The organism is Amycolatopsis sp. VC5-11 (assembly GCF_037034185.1).
In the GTDB taxonomy this organism is placed as follows: domain Bacteria; phylum Actinomycetota; class Actinomycetes; order Mycobacteriales; family Pseudonocardiaceae; genus Amycolatopsis; species Amycolatopsis nivea.
Genome location: NZ_JBAGKF010000015.1, coordinates 105,901 through 123,445 on the forward strand (window position 1 = coordinate 105,901; position 17,545 = coordinate 123,445).

19 protein-coding genes are annotated in these 17,545 nt (G+C 69.4%); 14 read left to right on the forward strand and 5 right to left on the reverse strand.

Translation table 11 applies throughout. The features are described 5' to 3' along the window. Positions 1-530 precede the first annotated feature (530 nt). On the reverse strand, positions 531-1,247 hold the full coding sequence (locus WA670_RS33575; protein ID WP_037810166.1) for a FadR/GntR family transcriptional regulator: 717 nt from the start codon (positions 1,245-1,247) through the stop codon (positions 531-533). A gap of 74 nt (positions 1,248-1,321) precedes the next feature. Here WA670_RS33575 and WA670_RS33580 point away from each other — a divergent pair, with 74 nt between their 5' ends. The 3 genes from WA670_RS33580 to WA670_RS33590 are packed head-to-tail and all read left to right on the forward strand — an operon-like array spanning position 1,322 to position 3,452. Then, positions 1,322-1,654 (forward strand): L-rhamnose mutarotase, encoded by a 333-nt coding sequence (locus tag WA670_RS33580; RefSeq protein WP_336160237.1) that lies wholly within the window; start codon positions 1,322-1,324, stop codon positions 1,652-1,654. Beyond that, positions 1,651-2,625 (forward strand): aldo/keto reductase, encoded by a 975-nt coding sequence (locus tag WA670_RS33585; RefSeq protein WP_336160239.1) that lies wholly within the window; start codon positions 1,651-1,653, stop codon positions 2,623-2,625. The genes WA670_RS33580 and WA670_RS33585 overlap by 4 nt, the downstream gene beginning before the upstream one ends. Further along, positions 2,622-3,452, forward strand: a complete 831-nt coding sequence (locus tag WA670_RS33590) for an amidohydrolase family protein (RefSeq protein WP_037810169.1) — start codon at positions 2,622-2,624, stop codon at positions 3,450-3,452. The genes WA670_RS33585 and WA670_RS33590 overlap by 4 nt, the downstream gene beginning before the upstream one ends. A gap of 100 nt (positions 3,453-3,552) precedes the next feature. Here WA670_RS33590 and shbA read toward each other — a convergent pair whose 3' ends face one another. Beyond that, positions 3,553-4,209 carry an RNA polymerase sigma factor ShbA gene (shbA, locus tag WA670_RS33595; RefSeq protein WP_037810171.1) on the reverse strand — a complete coding sequence of 219 codons (657 nt, stop codon included), beginning with the start codon at positions 4,207-4,209 and terminating at the stop codon, positions 3,553-3,555. Between the two features lie 325 nt (positions 4,210-4,534). Further along, positions 4,535-5,638, reverse strand: coding sequence for a GtrA family protein (locus WA670_RS45250; RefSeq protein WP_199817467.1), 1,104 nt, complete (start codon positions 5,636-5,638; stop codon positions 4,535-4,537). A 615-nt stretch (positions 5,639-6,253) separates the two neighbouring features. Here WA670_RS45250 and WA670_RS33605 point away from each other — a divergent pair. Further along, entirely contained in the window at positions 6,254-6,559 is a 306-nt protein-coding gene (locus WA670_RS33605; protein WP_009074268.1) for a hypothetical protein, read from the forward strand. Between the two features lie 199 nt (positions 6,560-6,758). On the opposite strand, the gene WA670_RS33610 is transcribed toward WA670_RS33605, so the two are convergent. Both WA670_RS33610 and WA670_RS33615 read right to left on the reverse strand, forming a co-directional pair. Further along, a complete protein-coding gene (locus tag WA670_RS33610; RefSeq protein WP_336160242.1) occupies positions 6,759-7,886 on the reverse strand; it encodes a glycerate kinase in 1,128 nt (375 codons plus the stop codon). Further along, complete coding sequence (locus WA670_RS33615) at positions 7,883-8,830, reverse strand: 2-hydroxyacid dehydrogenase (protein ID WP_336160244.1); 948 nt, start codon at positions 8,828-8,830, stop codon at positions 7,883-7,885. Before WA670_RS33615 ends, WA670_RS33610 begins: the two co-directional genes overlap by 4 nt. A 433-nt stretch (positions 8,831-9,263) precedes the next feature. Here WA670_RS33615 and WA670_RS33620 point away from each other — a divergent pair, with 433 nt between their 5' ends. From WA670_RS33620 to WA670_RS33665, 10 genes are all read left to right on the forward strand, one after another. Then, positions 9,264-10,073, forward strand: a complete 810-nt coding sequence (locus WA670_RS33620) for a CoA transferase subunit A (RefSeq protein ID WP_336160245.1) — start codon at positions 9,264-9,266, stop codon at positions 10,071-10,073. Then, a complete protein-coding gene (locus tag WA670_RS33625) occupies positions 10,070-10,825 on the forward strand; it encodes a CoA-transferase subunit beta (protein ID WP_043833033.1) in 756 nt (251 codons plus the stop codon). The genes WA670_RS33620 and WA670_RS33625 overlap by 4 nt, the downstream gene beginning before the upstream one ends. Then, complete coding sequence (locus WA670_RS33630; RefSeq protein WP_037810180.1) at positions 10,822-12,003, forward strand: thiolase family protein; 1,182 nt, start codon at positions 10,822-10,824, stop codon at positions 12,001-12,003. The genes WA670_RS33625 and WA670_RS33630 overlap by 4 nt, the downstream gene beginning before the upstream one ends. Before the next feature lie 15 nt (positions 12,004-12,018). After that, positions 12,019-12,753 (forward strand): protocatechuate 3,4-dioxygenase subunit beta, encoded by a 735-nt coding sequence (pcaH, locus tag WA670_RS33635; RefSeq protein WP_037810181.1) that lies wholly within the window; start codon positions 12,019-12,021, stop codon positions 12,751-12,753. After that, positions 12,750-13,301 (forward strand): protocatechuate 3,4-dioxygenase subunit alpha, encoded by a 552-nt coding sequence (gene pcaG / locus WA670_RS33640; protein WP_037810182.1) that lies wholly within the window; start codon positions 12,750-12,752, stop codon positions 13,299-13,301. Before pcaH ends, pcaG begins: the two co-directional genes overlap by 4 nt. Before the next feature lie 29 nt (positions 13,302-13,330). Next, positions 13,331-14,110, forward strand: a complete 780-nt coding sequence (gene pcaD, locus WA670_RS33645; protein WP_037810184.1) for a 3-oxoadipate enol-lactonase — start codon at positions 13,331-13,333, stop codon at positions 14,108-14,110. After that, positions 14,107-14,508, forward strand: coding sequence for a 4-carboxymuconolactone decarboxylase (pcaC, locus tag WA670_RS33650; RefSeq protein ID WP_037810186.1), 402 nt, complete (start codon positions 14,107-14,109; stop codon positions 14,506-14,508). The genes pcaD and pcaC overlap by 4 nt, the downstream gene beginning before the upstream one ends. A 10-nt stretch (positions 14,509-14,518) precedes the next feature. Next, positions 14,519-15,325: an IclR family transcriptional regulator domain-containing protein gene (locus WA670_RS33655; protein ID WP_037810187.1), complete on the forward strand. Its 807-nt coding sequence runs from the start codon at positions 14,519-14,521 to the stop codon at positions 15,323-15,325. A 9-nt stretch (positions 15,326-15,334) separates the two neighbouring features. After that, positions 15,335-15,925 carry a nucleotidyltransferase family protein gene (locus WA670_RS33660; RefSeq protein ID WP_134665455.1) on the forward strand — a complete coding sequence of 197 codons (591 nt, stop codon included), beginning with the start codon at positions 15,335-15,337 and terminating at the stop codon, positions 15,923-15,925. Between the two features lie 137 nt (positions 15,926-16,062). Next, positions 16,063-16,941: an AAA family ATPase gene (locus WA670_RS33665; RefSeq protein WP_051172312.1), complete on the forward strand. Its 879-nt coding sequence runs from the start codon at positions 16,063-16,065 to the stop codon at positions 16,939-16,941. The last annotated feature ends 604 nt before the right edge of the window (positions 16,942-17,545 follow it).

Consider the following 17,545-nt stretch of genomic DNA (forward strand, 5'->3'; position numbering starts at 1 on the left):
AGTTAATGAAGGGCCCCTTCATTCCGCCCGTCGACGAGCGAGTCCCCACCGCTTCAGCCGAGCGCGCGCGATGGGTCCCCTCGCCGTTCCCATTTCGACGCATGCCGGTCTACGCCGTGCCCGCTGTGCGAAAGTCCCCCTCTCTCCGGCTGGGCGTGCGCGATGGGTCCCTTCGCTTCGATGGTCCCGGAGCGACGGCCCCTGCTGCTCCTGCTGTTCGGGTGCGAAGGTCCCCTTCGCTCCAGTCAGGCGTGCGGGGTGGGGCTCTTCGTTTCGGCGGTCGTGGTGTGACGGGTTCCGTCACCCCTACCGTGCGGGTGCGAAAGTTCCCCTCGCTCCAGTCACGCGTGCGCGATGGGTCCCCTCGCTCCGATGGTCATTGTGTGACGGGTCCCGTCGCTCCCGCCGCTCAGGCGCGAAAGTCCCCCTCGCGTCCCTCGAACAAAAGTGACGGGTCCCTTCACTCCTATCAGCAAGGAGTGAAGGGACCCGTCACTGCAACAAACCGCTCAGGAGCCGTCGCCGCTCGGTCAGGAAGCAGCGGGTTCGGCCTCATCGCCGGGCGCGTCGTCTTCGACCAGCGTGCTTCGCAGCCACTGTTCGACTCCCGCGACGTGCACCGTCGCCCACGAGCGGGCCAGTTCTGGTTCCCGTGCGGCGATCGCGTCGTAGATCGCGGCGTGTTGTTCCCGGGTTCGGGCCACCGCGCCTTCCTGGGTGAGGCCGCGCCAGATGCGGGCTCGCGCCGTCGGGCCGGAGAGGCTTTCGAGCAGCGAGCACAGCACCGGGTTGCCCGAGCCGTCCGCGATTTTGCGGTGGAACTGCAAGTCGTTGGCCACCAGCGCCTCGACGGTCGGCGAGTCCTCCAGTTCGCCGAGCAGCGCGCCGAGTTCGGCGACGTCCTCGTCGCGCATGTGCAGCGCTGCCATCGCGGTGGCGGCGGGCTCCAGAATCCGCCGCACAGCAAGGAAATCGAGCACGGTGTCATCGCGGTGGAAGTCGACGACGAAGGTCATCGCGTCGAGCAGCAGGTTCGGTTCCAGGCTGGTGACGTACGTGCCGTCGCCCTGACGCACGTCCAGCACCCGGATCAGGCACAGCGCCTTCACCGCTTCCCGCAGCGAACTGCGGGAAAGCCCCAGCCGCTGCGCGAGCTCGGCCTCCTTGGGGAGCCGGTCGCCCGGGGCCAGCTCGCCCGAAATGATCATGTCCTTGATCTTGTCGATCGCGACATCGGTGACGGGCATCGGGACCGCCCTCCCTGCAGAGACCTCGGATGTTTACCCCCTACAGCGTGCCACGACTCCCGTCAGGAGGAACGATGACCCACGGCCCGGCGCCGCAAACGGTCGCATTGCGCACTCGGCTCAAGCCCGGAATGGAGAAAACGTACGAGGAGGTGCACGCGGTGATCCCGCAGGATCTGGACGCCGCACTGCGACGTGCCGGCGTGCGGTCGTGGCGGATCTGGCGCGACGGGCTCGACCTGTTCCACTTCGTCGAGGTGGACGATTTCGAGCGAATGCGCGAGGAACTCGCCGGCGACCCGGCCGACATCGCGTGGCAGAAGCGGATCAACGAACTGCTCGACCTCGACCACTCCGACGTCGCGCACGGCCTCGGGCTGGTGTGGCAACTCCCGGCGGAGGCGTGACCGTGGACCTTCCTCCGCTGGGACTCGGCGGCGCACAGCTGGGCAATCTCTACCACGCGGTGCCGGACGAAACCGCCGCGGCGAGCGTGCGACGGGCGTGGGACGAGGGGATCCGCTATTTCGACACCGCGCCGCACTACGGGCTCGGGCTGTCCGAACGCAGGCTCGGCGCTGCGCTGGCGGCGTATCCGCGCGGCGAATACGTCCTGTCCACAAAAGTCGGTCGCGTCCTGGAACCACGCGCGGCGGCCCCGGGGGAACGCGACGACCAGGGCTTCGACGTCCCGGGGACTTACCGGCGCCGCTGGGATTTCAGCCGCGACGGGGTGTTGCGTTCGCTGGAATCGAGTCTGAACCGGCTGGGTCTCGACCGCGTCGATCTCGTGTACGTGCACGATCCGGACGATCATTTCGAGGAAGCGGTTTCGGGTGCGTTCCCAGCATTGCTGGAGTTGCGCGAGCAGGGTGTCGTGGGGGCGGTCGGGGCTGGGATGAACCAGGCGCCGATGCTGGCGGAATTCGTGCGCCGGTTCGATCTTGACCATGTTCTGATGGCCGGTCGCTACACCTTGCTGAACCAGCCGGCATTGGACGAGTTGTTGCCGCTGTGCGTCGAACGCGGCGTCGGCGTCGTGGCGGGCGGAGTGTTCAACGGTGGAATCCTCGCCACTGAACAACCCGGCGCGATCTACGATTACGCGGCCGCACCCGCGGATCTCGTGGAGAAAGCGCAGAAGATCGTGGAAATCTGCGCGCGACACGGTGTTTCGCTGCCCGAGGCCGCGCTCGCGTTGCCGCGTACGCACCCGGCGGTGGTGTCGGTGGTCGTCGGGGCGCATGACGCCGAGCAGGTGTCGCTGAACGTTCGCCGCGCCGCGGCGAAAATCCCGGCCGTACTGTGGGACGACCTCGCCGACGCTGGCCTCCTGCGGCCGGCTGCCCGCCCCGTCGTGTCCGGAGGAACCCAGTGATCGATTCGCATCACCACCTGTGGGATCCCGCGCGTCGCGAGTACCCGTGGATGTCCGGTGACGCACTGGCCCCGATCCGCAAGCCGTACACCGTCGACGATCTGCGCGCGGTGACCACTGCGGCGGGCGTCCACGCTACCGTGCTGGTGCAGACCGTCTCGGACGAGGCGGAAACCGAGGAATTCCTTGCCACAGCCGCGTCCGAACCCGTGGTGGCCGGCGTCGTCGGCTGGGTCGACCTCGCCGCTCCGGACGTGGCCGACCGGCTCGCGCGGCTGCGCGAACTCGGCCCGCTGGTCGGCATCCGACACCAGGTCGAGGACGAACCGGACCCGGATTGGCTGCTGCGCCCGGAAATCCTGCGCGGCCTGACCGCGGTCGCCGCTGCGGGCCTGGTCTATGACCTGCTGGTGGCACCAGCGCAGCTCGCCGCCGCCCGGCAGGTAGCCGAACGCCTGCCGGACCTGCGGCTGGTCCTCGACCACGCCGCGAAACCTGGCATCGCAGCTGGCGAGTGGCAGCCGTGGGCGAACGGCGTGGCCTCGCTCGCCGAGCACGGCAACTTGCACTGCAAGCTGTCCGGCTTGGTGACGGAAGCCGACTGGCGCGAATGGCAGGTGGGCCATCTGCGCCGCTACGCAGACCACGTTTTCGAGTCGTTCGGCGCGAACCGGGTCATGTTCGGCTCCGACTGGCCAGTGTGCGAACTGGCGGCAGCGTACGAAGTCGTACTGGACGCGGCGGTGTCGCTGACCGGTGCGCTGAGCGACCCGGAACGGCTCGACGTCTTCGAGCACACGGCGGCACGAGTTTATGAGTTGAGCTGAGAGATGCGGCGGGTAAAACCAGAGTGCCGCGCGAAACCGAGCCTGTCGACCTATTCGGCGGTCCGCGGCGGCCTTCCAGCCGTTCGAGTGACCAAACGGCTCAGAAGTCCTGGCCCTGCACCATCTCGCGGAGCTTGGACAACGCACGGTGCTGCGTGACGCGGACGTTGCCGGCCGAAATGCCCAGCGTCTCGGCCGTCTCGTTCGCGCTGAGGCCGACAACGATGCGCAGCGCCAGGATCTCCTGCTGCAGCGGGGCGAGGCGGGTGAGCAGTTCCTGGAGGCGGCTGCCGAGGTCGAGGCGCAGCGCATGCGATTCCGGCTCGTTGCCGCCGGAGAGCGGGTGCTCCGGAAGCTCGGGCACCGGCTCGGACCGGTCGCGCGCGACCGCCCGGTAGGCGTCAGCGACCTTGTTGGCCGCGATCGCGTGCACGAGGTAAAGGAAGGAACCGCCGCGGTCCTGGTAGTCCGGAAGGGCCTTGAGGACAGCCATGCAGACGTCCTGTGCGACGTCGTCGGCGGCGAGGTAGGAGAGGTCGCGGCCGCCCATCCGGGCCCGGCAGTAGCGGGCGACGACGGGGCGGAGCACGTGCAGCAGGTCGGCGACCGCGGCTTGATCGCCCTGTCCTGCCGCGCGTACGAGCGGGTCGAGGTCTTCTTTGGTCAGGCGTCCGCCGGACCGGGGCAGCGTCGCGGGGCTCACGTAGCCCTCGACGCCGGACACCGCAGTTCGGGACGTCTTCGACGGTGCTGTCATGGTCGTCTCCCCGGCAACCCTGCGACCGTCGCTGTCTCGGGGTCAACACTCTGTGATGTTGCGGTCGCAAGTACTCCAATCGAACGGGGGGAGCACTGCGATCGTTGCGACGCTCCGTAACCTTAAGCGGCCGGAGGCCGACCGTCCACATTTCAACTACGAATACCCCGTTAGCAGCAGTGGTCTTGACACAAACGAGACCAGCCGACGCACAGTACGAATCCGGCCTCGCAGCATGTGCGGATGTCCGGTTTTGTACGTCACGAAGAGTGATAGCGGGGTAGCGCAACAGAGAGTGGTCGCACTGCGGGTAGAACGGGTTCCACTACCGTTGGTGATCTTGTGCCGCGTCCGCTCGCCGAGCCCGCGCGAACACCCACCACCGCAGAACGGCGAACCGGACGACCCCGCCGACGAAGCTGGCCGCGAGAAGCACGGCGGTTTGCTGCCCGGCGGAGGGATGCGGGACGACTGCGTCGAGAGCGGCGAGAACGACCGATCCGTAGCCGGCGTAGAAGGCAAAAGTGACGAGATCCTGAAGGTGGCGCTTGCCCGCGCGGCTGCTCCGGTTGGCGAACGTGACGCGGCGATGGAACTCGGTGTTGCCGACCGTCGTGATCGCGAGCGCGGCGAGATTCGCCCATTGCGCGCCGATTTCCGGCCGGAAGGCCAGGAAGAGAACGGCCTGGAGTCCGGTGGTGACGACACCGGCGGCCAGGTACCAGGCAGCATGACTGCCCATCTCGCGGCGGCGAGTGGTGCGGTCTTCGGGGTTTGGCCGATTATCGGCGACGCTCGGAGGTGCTGGGTGCTTGATGGGGGCTGCGGCGGGAGTCAGGTGGGGCTGGTGGTGACTGGGCTCGGCTGCTGGATCCGTCGCTGCTCGCGGTTGGCGGGCTTCGGCGGCGCTGTAATTGGCGGGTTGTTGCGGCAGCAGGTCTGTGTCGCTCGGCGCGTGGGTCGGTTTCGCCGTTGAATGGCGACTGGGTTTGTCGCTGGACTCCCGCCGTGGCTGTTCGGCGCAGTCGGTTGCCGTTTTACGGCGATCGGAGCTTGAGTTCGTCGGCAGCCGGCGAGGGCTGTTGTCTCCGGGCTTCGCCGGTAGCTGGTCAGCGTCGCGATCAGTCGTTGCCTGGCGGTCGGCGCGCGGATTAGCCGCTGAGGGGCGACGGGTGTTCTCACCATGGCGGTCGGCGGCGGAGTCCAGCAGGTCGCGGCGAGTGTCGATCTCGTCGGCGAGCGCGGCCAGGTCGTTGGCGGCTGCGCGGTGCTGGTCGGCGGCCTCGTCGAAGTCCGGGGAGCGGTGGCTCGGAGTCTCGTCGAGCGTGCGGAACTCCGGCTGCGCGTCATCGCGGACCGGGTCGTCGCTGGCTTTGCGTCGGGGGCGGAGACCGATCCGGCCGCGCGGCTTCCACCGGGTGGTGGTCATGTCCTGACGCTAGCTCTGCTTCGCCTGCTGACGCCCTGGCAGACCCAAGGAAACGCTGTGATTCCGACGACAGCCGTTCGGCCCGTTTCACTCGAAGTCGCCTCGGGTAGCTCACCACGAACAAATCCGGACTTTCGGGAGGTGCCCGTGAGCGATCCCGGTGACGACACTCTCCGCGAGAGTGAAGCGCCCGGTGCGGACGGCTCTCGTGTCGACTCGTTTCGTGCGTCCGGCTCCATGGGCGCGTCAGCTTCCGGCGAGGTCCGGGAAAGCCAGCGTGCCGGGGACGAGCCGGAGGTTCGGCCGCCGGTCCACGCTGCTGGGGAGGCCGGCGGAGGCGACCCCGAACTGGGGTCGCTCGGCTCGGCCGGGGATGGCTGGCCCCCGGTGCCCGGACAGGGCGAACGGGTCGACCACGGAGGAGGCACGGTTGCCGACGCGATCCGGTCGGCCATGGCCCGAAGATCCTGATCTCAAACGTATTTGTGACAGGTTCCACCGTCGCGGCAAACGGCCTAGCGCTCACACTGCGCGACCGTCATGCCGCCTTTAGCGTGAAAAACCACCCTGCAACCAACCGCGCGCATCCGACTGCGACGAAGGGAAGGCCGAAAGATGCTGACCGTTACCGAAGCCGCCGCCGAGGCGATCACCGCGTTGACCGCTGAACAAGGCAGTGACTCCGAGAAGAGCGGCCTGCGCTTCGCGCTGCAGAGCATGGAAGGCGACGGTGCCCAGTTGGCGCTGTCGGTAGCCCCGGCCCCGGAGGACGGCGACCGCATCGTCGGCGCCGACGGCGGAGCCAAGGTCTTCCTCGAGCCGCAGGCAGCGGCATTGCTCGACGACAAGGTCCTCGACGTTCAGCAGGACGACACCGGCGACGTCGCCTTCGCCGTCCTGCCGCAGCAGCAGTCCGCCTGACGGGCTGCGCAAGCAAGCTCCTGGCCACGGGGATCGGCGCGGCGGTGTCCGTCCGCTGATCCCGTGTGCCGCTGGCCGGTGCCTCCGGAGGTCTCAGGACGTCCGGGGCCGGTGAGTTGATTCATGGCCGATCCCTGGGCGGTGCTGCCGCCCAAGACGCGGGTTGTCCAGACGACGGGGTGGCTGCGTTGTTGTTCTGCTACCTGGTGCGCAGCCAGTCCCGCACTAGCACTCCGGCCCGTTCGCGCAGCAGTTCCGCGGCGTGCGAGCGGGCGTAGTCCAGCGACGGTGCGTGGTCGATCAGCGCGCTGCTGCCCACGACTCCCAATCCGTCCAGCGCGTCCGCGTCCAGCTGGATCCGTCCGGCGAGCACCAGAAGCGGGACGCCCGTCTGCCCGGCGCGAGCCGCGATGCCTGCCGGGGCCTTGCCGGACAGCGACTGTTCGTCCAGCGAGCCCTCCCCGGTGATCACCAGGTCAGCACCGGTCAGCGCGGTGTCGACGCCGGTCAACGCGGCGATCAGATCGAAGCCGGACTCGACCGTCGCACCGAACCCCGCGATCGCTCCCGCCGCGACACCTCCGCCAGCCCCGGCTCCGGGCAGGTCGGAGACATCCGGTGCGCCTGCCTGCACAAGCGCCTTAGACCAGTGCGACAGGCTTTCGTCCAGCGTGCGGACGTCGTCCGGTGCCGCACCTTTTTGCGGGCCGAACACAGCCGCCGCTCCATTCGCGCCGAGCAGCGGATTCGTCACGTCCGTCGCCACTGCGACCGGCACTGCGCCCAGCCGCTCCCGCACCGGGCCCAAGTCGACGCGCACGACGTGCGCCAGCGACCCGCCGCCGAGACCAACCGGCGCACCGGACGAGTCGAGGATCTCGGCACCCAGCGCAGCCAGCATCCCGGCGCCGCCGTCGGTGCTCGCGGTGCCGCCGACGGTCAGCACGAGCCGCCGCGCTCCGCGGGCGAGGGCGTCGTTCAGCAGCTCGCCGACGCCCCACGTGTGCGCGGCCAGCGCGACTTCCCGGCTCGGCGTCACGAACTCGATCCCGCACGCCCGCGCCGATTCGACGTAGGCCGTGCCGTCGAGCAGCACGTACCGGGCGTCGACCGGTTCGGCCAGCGGACCGCGCACCGACAACCGCACCATGGAGCCGCCCGCGTTCTCGAGGACCTCCAGCGTCCCTTCGCCGCCGTCGGCGACTGGGCACGCGGAGATCTCGGCATCCGGCAACGCATCGCGCACGCCGTGCGCGATCGCTTTCGTCACCTCGACCGCGGTCAGGCTTCCTTTGAACTTGTCCGGTGCGATCACGACCCGGGTCATCGGCCCACCTCCGTCAGCGGATCGGCACCGGCGAGCACCGAGACGACGTTGCGTGCGGCCAGCACCGCCATCGCTGTACGCGTTTCCACCGTCGCCGAGCCGAGGTGCGGCGTGAGCACCACGTCGTCGCGCTCCAGCAACCGAGGCTCGACGTCTGGTTCCTTTTCGAACACGTCCAACGCCGCGCCCGCGATCTCTCCGGCCGCGAGCGCGTCGGCCAGCGCCGACTCGTCAACGACCGGACCGCGAGTGGTGTTCACCAGGTACGCACTCGGTTTCATGGCCCGCAAGGCATCCGCGTCGACAAGGTGTCGGGTCTCGGGAGTCAGCGGACAATGCAGCGACACGAAGTCGGAACGCCGCAGCAGTTCGTCGAACGACACGAACTCGCCGTCGAAGTCCGGTTTCGCCGACCGTCCGAAGTAGACGACCCGCATCCCGAACGCCGCCGCCCGCTTCGCCACCGCGCGGCCGATCTGCCCGAGCCCGACGATGCCGAGTGTCTTGCCCTGCAGTCCGGACCCGAGCAGGAAGCCGAGGTGGAACGACCACGGCTGCCGCGCGCGCAGCAAACGTTCGCCTTCGCCGAGCCGCCGCGAGACGGCCAGCAGCAGTCCGAACGCGAGATCCGCGGTGGCGTCGGTGAGCACGCCCGGCGTGTTGGTGACCACGACCCCGCGTTCGGCCAGTGCACTGACCTCCACGTTGTCGTAGCCCACCGCGACGTTCGCGACGACCTTCAGTCCGGGACCCGCCGCGTCAGCGACTGAGCCGTCGATCCGGTCGTGCAGCATCGACACCACCGCGGCCGATCCGGCGACGAACTTTCGCAGTTCCTCGGGCGTGAGCGGCCGGTCCTCCGGCGAGATTTCGACTTCGCCTGCTTCGCCGAGCACCTGCACGGCCTCGTCCGGGATCCAGCGGGTGACAGCGATCTTCGGCATGCCGAGCAGCCTAATGCCGACCGTGCCGCCCGAGCGAGGTTCGCGGCGCGCTCACCGCCGGACACCCGCCTGAGCTGCGACGGAGCGTCCAACCGCGACAGAACGCCACTGACGCCGGCAGGGCCCGAATTCCGCATTGCGGTACCACGCAACGAAATCCCGGTCTGCCGACGGCCGCGCCGCCCTGTGCCGCCGCGAAACCCGTTCGCCGACTCCTAGCGCACCGTGTTGTCTTATCGCATCACCTCTCTTCCCTCGCAGTTCGCAAAACCTCGCGTCGTCTTGTGCCGTCTCTCCGGACGTCCGCTTCACCCTTTGGCACTCCCGCGGGCGGCCGGATCGTGCTATGTTCTCATGTAGAACTTCTGTGCGCTATGCGAACACGCTAGCACGGAACGACAGAAGCAGGAAGATCCAGACGGAAGGGCTCGTGATGGCAAGGGTGCTGTCGCTCGGCGAGGCGATCGCCGAGCTGGTGCACGACGGAGACACCGTCGCTCTCGAGGGCTTCACGCACCTCATTCCCGTGGCGGCCGGGCACGAGATCATCCGTCAGGGCAGGCGGAACCTCACGCTCGTGCGGATGACGCCGGACATCGTCTACGACCAGCTCATCGGCGCGGGCTGTGCGAGCAAGCTGATCTTCTCGTGGGGCGGAAACCCCGGGGTCGGCTCGCTGCACCGGTTCCGCGACGCCGTGCAGCACTCGTGGCCGGTGCCGCTGGAGATCGAGGAGCACAGCCACGCGGGCATGGCGAACCGTTATGTCGCAGGCGCTTCCGGGCTTCCGTTCGCGGTGCTGCGCGGGTACACCGGCACCGATCTGTCCGCGCAAACGGACACGATCAAGCCGATCACCTGCCCGTTCACCGGCGAGCAGCTCACCACGGTGCCCGCGCTGAACCCGGACGTCACGATCGTGCACGCGCAGCGCGCCGACCGGGCGGGCAACGTCCAGCTGTGGGGCATCGCAGGTGTGCAGAAGGAAGCGGTGCTCGCGGCGAAGCGGTCGCTGGTCACCGTGGAAGAGGTCGTCGACGAGCTGGAGCCCCGGCCGGGCGCGCTGGTCCTTCCGTCCTGGGCGGTCACCGCGGTGGCCGAGGTGCCGCGCGGCGCGGCGCCGTCGTACGCCGCTGGGTACTACGAGCGGGACAACGCGGCGTACCAGGCGTGGGACGAGATCGGGCGGGACCGAGAGGAATTCGCCCAGTGGCTGAACGATCTGACCGGGGTGAAGGCATGAGCGAGTACACCGCCGACGAGATGATGAGCATCGCCGCGGCCCGCGCGCTCGGCGAGGGCATGTCGTGCTTCGTCGGGATCGGATTGCCCAGCACGGCGGCGAACCTGGCCCGGCGCACGCACGCCCCGAACCTCACGCTGATCTACGAATCGGGTTGTCTCGGCGCGAAACCCAGCAGGCTGCCGCTGTCGATCGGCGACGGCGAGCTGGCCGACACCGCCGACGCGGTGGTCAGCGTGCCCGAGGTGTTCAACTACTGGCTGCAGCCCGGCCGGATCGACGTCGGGTTCCTCGGCGCCGCGCAGCTCGACAAGTTCGGCAACATCAACACCACGGTCATCGGTTCCGACTACCACGATCCGAAGGTGCGCCTTCCCGGTGCGGGCGGGGCGCCGGAGATCGCCGCGTCCTGCAAGGAAGTGTTCGTCGTGCTGCGTCAAAGCAAGCGGACGTTCGTGGACAAGGTCGACTTCGTGACGTCGTTCGGCCATGGCTCCGGGCGCGGCGACCGCGAACGGCTCGGCCTGCGCGGAGCGGGGCCGACGCTCGTGGTCACCGACCTCGGCCTCATGCGGCCCGACCCGGACACCGCGGAGCTCACGCTCACCGAACTGCACCCCGGGGTCGAGCTGGACCAGGTCGTGGAAGCGACGGGGTGGACACTGAAGACGGCCGCGGACCTCAAGACCACCCCCGCGCCCACCGAACGCGAACTGACCCTGCTCCGCGAACTGAAGAAGGCCGGCGAATGAGCGACGCTTACGTACTCGACGCGATCCGCACTCCCTTCGGGCGCTACGGCGGCGCTCTCTCCGGAGTGCGTCCTGACGACCTGGCCGCGGGTGTCCTGCGCGCGCTGGCCGAGCGCAACGGGCTCGATCCGTCCACTGTGGACGAGGTCGTGCTCGGCGACGCCAACGGGGCGGGCGAGGACAACCGCAACGTGGCGCGGATGGCCGCGCTTCTCGCCGGCTGGCCGACGTCGGTGCCCGGTGCGACGGTGAACCGGCTGTGCGGGTCCGGAGTCGAGGCGACCATGCAGGCGAGCCGGGCGATCCAGGTCGGCGACGCTTCGCTGGTGGTCGCGGGCGGCGTCGAATCGATGAGCCGCTCGCCGCTGGTGATGCCGAAGCCGGACAAGGCTTTCCCGGCCGGCAACCAGACGTTGTACAACACGGCACTCGGCTGGCGGATGGTCAACCCGGCGATGCCGTCGCAGTGGACCGTTTCCCTCGGCGAGTCCACGGAACTGCTCGCCGAGCGCTATGGCATCGGCCGCGACGAGCAGGACGCGTTCGCCGCGCGCAGCCACGTGAACGCCGCACGGGCGTGGGACGAGGGCTTCTACGACGACCACGTGGTCCCGGTCGAAGGTGTAGAGCTGACCCGGGACGAGGGTATCCGGCCGGATTCCTCGCCCGAGAAGCTCGCGAAGCTGAAAACCGTGTTCCGCAAAGAAAACGGCACCGTCACGGCGGGCAACGCGTCACCGCTGAACGATGGTGCGTCGGCGTTGCTGCTCGGCGACGCGGCCGCGGCCGAGCGGCTCGGCAAGACGCCGCTGGCCCGCATCGCCGGGCGCGGCGCCGCGGGGGTCGACCCGGACGTGTTCGGCATCGGCCCGGTGCGCGCGGCGGAGATCGCGCTCGAACGGGCGGGCATCGGCTGGGACGACCTCGCCGCGGTAGAACTCAACGAGGCGTTCGCGGCGCAATCGCTGGCCTGCCTGAAAGAATGGTCGAAGCTGGACCCGGAGATCGTCAACGTCAACGGCGGGGCCATCGCGATCGGGCACCCGCTCGGCGCGTCCGGCGGCCGGATCATCGGCACGCTGGCGCATCAGCTCCGCCGCACCGGCGGCCGCTGGGGCCTCGCGGCGATCTGCATCGGCGTCGGCCAGGGTCTCGCTGTCGTGCTCGAGAATCGCTGAGAAAGGGGAGGCATCGTGGCCACACCGACCGAGCGTCGCCTGCCGCAGTACCGGCCCGATCCGGAGGGCACCCACCCGCCGCTCGACTACGCGCCGTACCGCTCCACCGCGCTGCGGCATCCGAAGCAGCCGCTGGTCCTGCTGCCGCAGATGCTCACCGAGGTGACCGGTCCGCTGCTCGGCCCGGGACGGCTCGGCGAACTCGACAACGACCTCACCCGCCAGCACGAGGGCGAGCCGCAGGGCCAGCGGATCATCGTCACCGGCAGGCTTCTCGACGGCGACGGGCGGCCGATCCGCAACTCGCTCGTGGAGATCTGGCAGGCCAACGCGGGCGGCCGCTACCGGCACACCGGCGACCGCTGGCCGTCCCCGCTCGACCCGAACTTCGACGGGCTCGGCCGCACGCTGACCGACGACGACGGGCGCTACGAGTTCACCACCATCAAGCCCGGCGCGTACCCGTGGAAGAACCACGACAACGCCTGGCGTCCCGCGCACATCCACTTCTCGGTGTTCGGCTCGGCGTTCACCCAGCGGCTCGTCACGCAGATGTACTTCCCGGACGATCCGCTGTTCTCGCAGGACCCGATCTTCAACTCCATTCCGGACGAGAAGGCGCGGCAGCGGATGATCTCCCGGTTCGACCTCGACCGCACCGAGGAGGAATGGGCGCTGGCGTTCCAGTTCGACATCGTGGTGCGCGGGCGGGAACAGTCGGTGTTCGAGGACGAGGAGGAGGACGAGTGAGGCTGGAAGGCACGCCTTCGCAGACCGTCGGGCCGTACCTGTCCATCGGGCTGCCGTGGGACGACGGGCCGTTCGTGGTCCCGGAAGGCACCGAAGGCGCGGTGTGGATCCGCGGCGGGGTGTACGACGGCGCGGGCAACCCGGTTCCCGACGCGATGATCGAGACGTGGCAGGCCGATCCGGACGGTGGGTTCGACCACCCCGACGACCCGCGCGGCAAGCCCGCCGGTGCGTTTCGCGGATTCGGTCGGTGCCCCACCGACGAGCAGGGCCAGTACCGGATCCTGACGCTGCTGCCCGGGGTCGTGCCGGACGAGTCCGGGGCTCCGCAGGCGCGGCACATCGACGTGTCGGTGTTTGCTCGCGGGCTGCTGAACCGGGTCGTCACGCGGGTGTACTTCGACGACCAGGACAACGCCGGCGACGCCGTGCTGGCGAGCGTTCCCGAGGAACGGCGGGACACGTTGCTGGCTAAGAAGGACGGTTCCGGCTACCGGTTCGACGTGCATTTGCAAGGCGAAGGCGAGACGGTGTTCTTCGCGGTCTGACCGGCCGTGTCCATTGTGGAGGTTCAAGCGTGAGCAGTGTCCGGGTGCACCGGGTCGTCGAAGGCCCGGCGGCGGGTCCGGTGGTGGTGTTCTCCAACTCGATCGGCAGCGACCACCGGATGTGGGAGCCGCAGATCGCGCCGTTGACCGAACGCGGATTCCGCGTGGTCCGGTACGACACGCGGGGCCACGGGTCGTCGCCAGTGCCGCCGGGGCCGTACGACCTGGCCGATCTGGGCGGCGACGTGCTGGGGTTGCTTGACGACCTCGGTGTCGAGCGCGCGCATTTCGTCGGCCTATCGCTCGGCGGGATGACCGGGATGTGGCTCGGTATCAACGCCGCCGAGCGGTTGTCGAGCCTCACGTTGTGCTGCACGTCAGCGCTGCTCGGGCCGCCCGAAATGTGGGCCGATCGCGCTCGGCTCGTGCGGGCCGAGGGCACCGGGGCAGTCGCGGAAGCCAGTGTCGGGCGCTGGGTCACGCCGGGCTACGCGCAGGCGCATCCGGACCAGGTCGCGTACCTGCGGGAGATGGTCGCGGCTCAGCCCGACGAGGGATACGCCGGATGCTGCGAGGTGATCGAGCAGATGGACCTCACCGGCGACCTGCCGAAGGTCTCCGTCCCGACGCTGGTGATCGCCGGTGCGGACGATCCGTCGACGCCCGCCGAGCCGCACGGTCGGGTCATCGCGGACGGGATCCCCGCCGCCCGGCTCGAGGTCGTCGCCTCCGCCGCGCACCTGGGCAGCTACGAGCAGCCGGAGGAATTCACCCGGCTGATCCTCGAACGGATCACGGAGGAGCAGTGACCGGAGACCGCTACGAGGCGGGCATGCGGGTGCGCCGCGAGGTGCTCGGCGACGACCATGTCGACCGGGCGGTCGCGCGGACGACCGAGTTCAGCAAGCCGTTCCAGGAGTACATCACCGAGGCGGCGTGGGGTTCGGTGTGGACGCGGGACGGCCTCGACCGGCGGACCCGCAGTTGCATCACGCTGGCCGCGCTCACCGCGCTGCACTGCCACGACGAACTGGCGATGCACGTCCGCGCGGCGGTGCGCAACGGGCTCACCGCGGACGAGATCCGCGAAGTTCTGCTGCACACCGGCGTGTACGCGGGGGTTCCAGCGGCGAACACGGCGATCGGGATCGCCCAGCGCGTCCTCGCGGAGCTGGGAGAACCCACCGCTCAGCCGCCGGCCGGATAGGGTTCGCCGCATGGAATCCGACGACCAGGCCGAACGCGGTGCGCACCACGTGCAGTCGCTGGAACGCGGACTGGCGGTGATCAAGGCGTTCAGCGCCGAGGCGCCGCATCCGACGCTCAGCGACGTCGCGCGCGTCACCGGATTGACCCGCGCGGCCGCGCGCCGGTTCCTGCTGACGCTCGTGGACCTCGGCTACGTCCGCACCGACGGCAAGTACTTCTCGCTCACCGCGCGCGTGCTGGAGCTCGGCTACGCGTATCTGTCCAGCCTCAGCCTGGCCGAGATCTCGCAACCGCACCTGGAGCGGCTCTCGGCGGAGGTCCACGAGTCGAGTTCGGTGTCGGTGCTGGAGATCGCCGACATCGTGTACGTCGCGCGCGTCGCGGTGTCGCGGATCATGACGGTGAGCATCAACGTCGGCACGCGGTTCCCCGCGCACGCCACGTCGATGGGGCACGTGCTGCTCGCCGACATGGACCGGACCGAACTCAACACCTACTTCGTCGTCGCCGACCTCGACCGGTTGACCCCGCACACGCTCACCCACCGCACCGCGCTCGAAGCCGAGCTGGCCAAGGTCCGGGAGCAGGGCTGGGCGATGGTCGACCAGGAGCTCGAAGAAGGCCTGCGCTCGGTCGCCGCGCCGATCCGCAACCGGGCGGGGCGCGCGGTCGCCGCGGTGAACATCTCGACGCACGCGAGCCGGACGCCGGTGGAGACCGTCCGGACCGAGTTCGTTCCGCCGTTGCTCGAGACCGCGGCTGCCATTTCGGCGGAGCTCGCCGCGGTCGCGCCCGGGCGAGCGATCAAAGGCTGAGGAGCGCCGATGCCGGAACCGGTTGCCGGATTGCTGCTCGCCGCCGGGGCGGGGCGGCGATTCGGCGGGCCCAAAGCGCTGGTCGAGTACGACGGGGAGCCGCTGGTCCAGCGGGCGGTCCGGAACCTGGCCGAGGCCGGATGCACCTCGGTGCGGGTGGTCGTCGGTGCGTCGGCTGAGCAGGTCCGGGAGCTGCTGCCACCGGAGGTCACTGCGGTGTCCGCGGCGCGGTGGCAGGACGGGATGGGCGAGTCGCTGAAAGCCGGGCTCGAGTCGTTGGCGGGGGAGCCGTCGGCGGCCGTGCTCGTGCACCTGGTGGATCTGCCGTGGGTACCGGCGGCGGCGCTCGCGCGGATCGTCGGGGAGGTTTCCGAGGACGCTGTCGTCCGGGCCGCGTACCAGGGGGTTCCGGGACATCCGGTGCTGTTCGGGCGGCGTTGGTGGGGAGAGATCGCGGATTCGGCGCACGGTGACCACGGGGCGCGGGACTGGTTGCGTGGGCGCGGCGACGTGCGGCTTGTCGAGTGCGGTGACCTCGGGAGCGGCAGCGATGTCGATCGGCCTGGGGACCTGGCCGGGCCTGGGGCGGAGCGGCGATGAACGGTGCCGGGGCGGTCGGGTGCCTGGCTGCGTTGGGTCGCTGACGGAGCTTGCCTGGTCCGGAATGCGTGCGTTACGAGCCGCTGAGCGACGCGGTGAACGGCGAACTTGGCGGTCTCGGATCTACGATCGGGGGCGTGACAGAGTCCCTCGCCTCGCCCGACGCGCTCGCGGCCGCCCTCGACACCACCGGTTACCTCGCCGACGAGGGGCTGGCCACCGCGGGATTTCTCGCGACGCAGATGCAGCGGCCGCTCTTCTGCGAAGGCGAGCCCGGCACCGGGAAGACCTCGCTGGCGCTTGCCTTGTCCGAGGCGTTGAAGTGGCCGTTGGTGCGGCTTCAATGTCACGAGGGCATCGACGCCGCGCAGGCCCTTTACGAATGGGACTTCCCTCGTCAGCTGCTGCACCTGCGTGCGCTCGAAGCGGCAGACGGCGGACGGCTCGACGCGGAAACTGCCGAGCGTTCGCTGTACACGGAGCGTTTCCTGCTTGCGCGGCCGTTGCTGCAGGCGCTCACCACGACACCGTGTGTGCTGCTGGTGGACGAGATCGATCGCGCGGACGATGAGTTCGAGGCGTTCCTCCTGCAGTTGCTTGACGAGTACACCGTCACGATCCCGGAGTACGGCGAGGTGCGGGCGGAGCAGCCGCCGCTGGTTGTGCTGACGTCGAACCGGACTCGCGAGGTGCACGACGCGCTCAAGCGACGGTGCCTCTACCACTGGCTCGAACACCCGGACCTGGCTCGGGAGATCAGCATCCTGCGCCGCCGGCTGCCGGGGATCGGCGAGACGCTCGCCCGGCAGATCGCCGACGCGGTGCACCGGCTGCGGGCGATGGACCTCCTCAAACCGCCCGGGGTCGCCGAATCTCTCGACTGGGCAAGGGCTTTGCTCGCGCTCCAGCGCGACGAACTGGACGCCGCGACGGCCGCGCGGACCCTCGGTGCGGTGCTGAAGTACAGCGAGGATCTTGACCGGGTGCGGGCGAAGCTGGACACGCTGTTCTCTTGAGTTTTGTCTACTGTGGACGGTCGAGTAATTCCGTTGCGGCGGGGTGCGGGATCGGGCATGCTTGAAGCATCACTGGATGACTTCGCCGACTTCATTGATTAGTGCCTGATCTTGTGACTGCGACTGTGCCGGAAGGAGGGCTCGTGACCGACTTCGTCCGGACTGCCCTCCCGGCTGTCCGCTGAGTTCCCGTTCTTTCCTGAAGGTTCCGCGCGCCCGCCTTGCGCTACCGAGGCTGGCCGCTGCGCGCAACCACGGCTCGCGCACGCTGTCCCGGAGGCGGGACGGCGTGCGCGGCCGCCCTTCGTCGCCGCCGTGAGCGGTGTGGTGGGGCCTTGGGGAGTTTCGCGCGGCGGAGGGCTGGCTGAACGAACCGCCCGGGAACGCGGCGCGGAGGTTGGCTGGCTGGCGGCGGTGTCGGGAATCCTGGACGCGGCGCGGAGGCGGCTAGCGGGCGGAAACGTCGGCAAGCCTTGGCGCGGTGTGGGGTTGGCCGACGGGCGCGGGATGTCTGCGGGCTTGAACGCGGGCGAAATTGGGCTGGCGACGGTTCAGCTGGATGGAGCGGTGTGCGGGTCGCGCGGAGCGGCGAGTTGGCGCAAGC

Excerpts from the sequence above, each read along its gene's own strand:
- WA670_RS33575 (WP_037810166.1), bottom strand. The coding sequence starts at position 1,247 with ATGCCCGTCACCGATGTCGCGATCGACAAGATCAAGGACATGATCATT.
- WA670_RS33580 (WP_336160237.1), top strand. The coding sequence starts at position 1,322 with ATGACCCACGGCCCGGCGCCGCAAACGGTCGCATTGCGCACTCGGCTC.
- shbA (WP_037810171.1), bottom strand. The coding sequence starts at position 4,209 with ATGACAGCACCGTCGAAGACGTCCCGAACTGCGGTGTCCGGCGTCGAG.
- WA670_RS45250 (WP_199817467.1), bottom strand. The coding sequence starts at position 5,638 with ATGACCACCACCCGGTGGAAGCCGCGCGGCCGGATCGGTCTCCGCCCC.
- WA670_RS33605 (WP_009074268.1), top strand. The coding sequence starts at position 6,254 with ATGCTGACCGTTACCGAAGCCGCCGCCGAGGCGATCACCGCGTTGACC.
- WA670_RS33610 (WP_336160242.1), bottom strand. The coding sequence starts at position 7,886 with ATGACCCGGGTCGTGATCGCACCGGACAAGTTCAAAGGAAGCCTGACC.
- WA670_RS33615 (WP_336160244.1), bottom strand. The coding sequence starts at position 8,830 with ATGCCGAAGATCGCTGTCACCCGCTGGATCCCGGACGAGGCCGTGCAG.
- WA670_RS33620 (WP_336160245.1), top strand. The coding sequence starts at position 9,264 with ATGGCAAGGGTGCTGTCGCTCGGCGAGGCGATCGCCGAGCTGGTGCAC.
- WA670_RS33625 (WP_043833033.1), top strand. The coding sequence starts at position 10,070 with ATGAGCGAGTACACCGCCGACGAGATGATGAGCATCGCCGCGGCCCGC.
- WA670_RS33630 (WP_037810180.1), top strand. The coding sequence starts at position 10,822 with ATGAGCGACGCTTACGTACTCGACGCGATCCGCACTCCCTTCGGGCGC.
- WA670_RS33655 (WP_037810187.1), top strand. The coding sequence starts at position 14,519 with ATGGAATCCGACGACCAGGCCGAACGCGGTGCGCACCACGTGCAGTCG.
- WA670_RS33660 (WP_134665455.1), top strand. The coding sequence starts at position 15,335 with ATGCCGGAACCGGTTGCCGGATTGCTGCTCGCCGCCGGGGCGGGGCGG.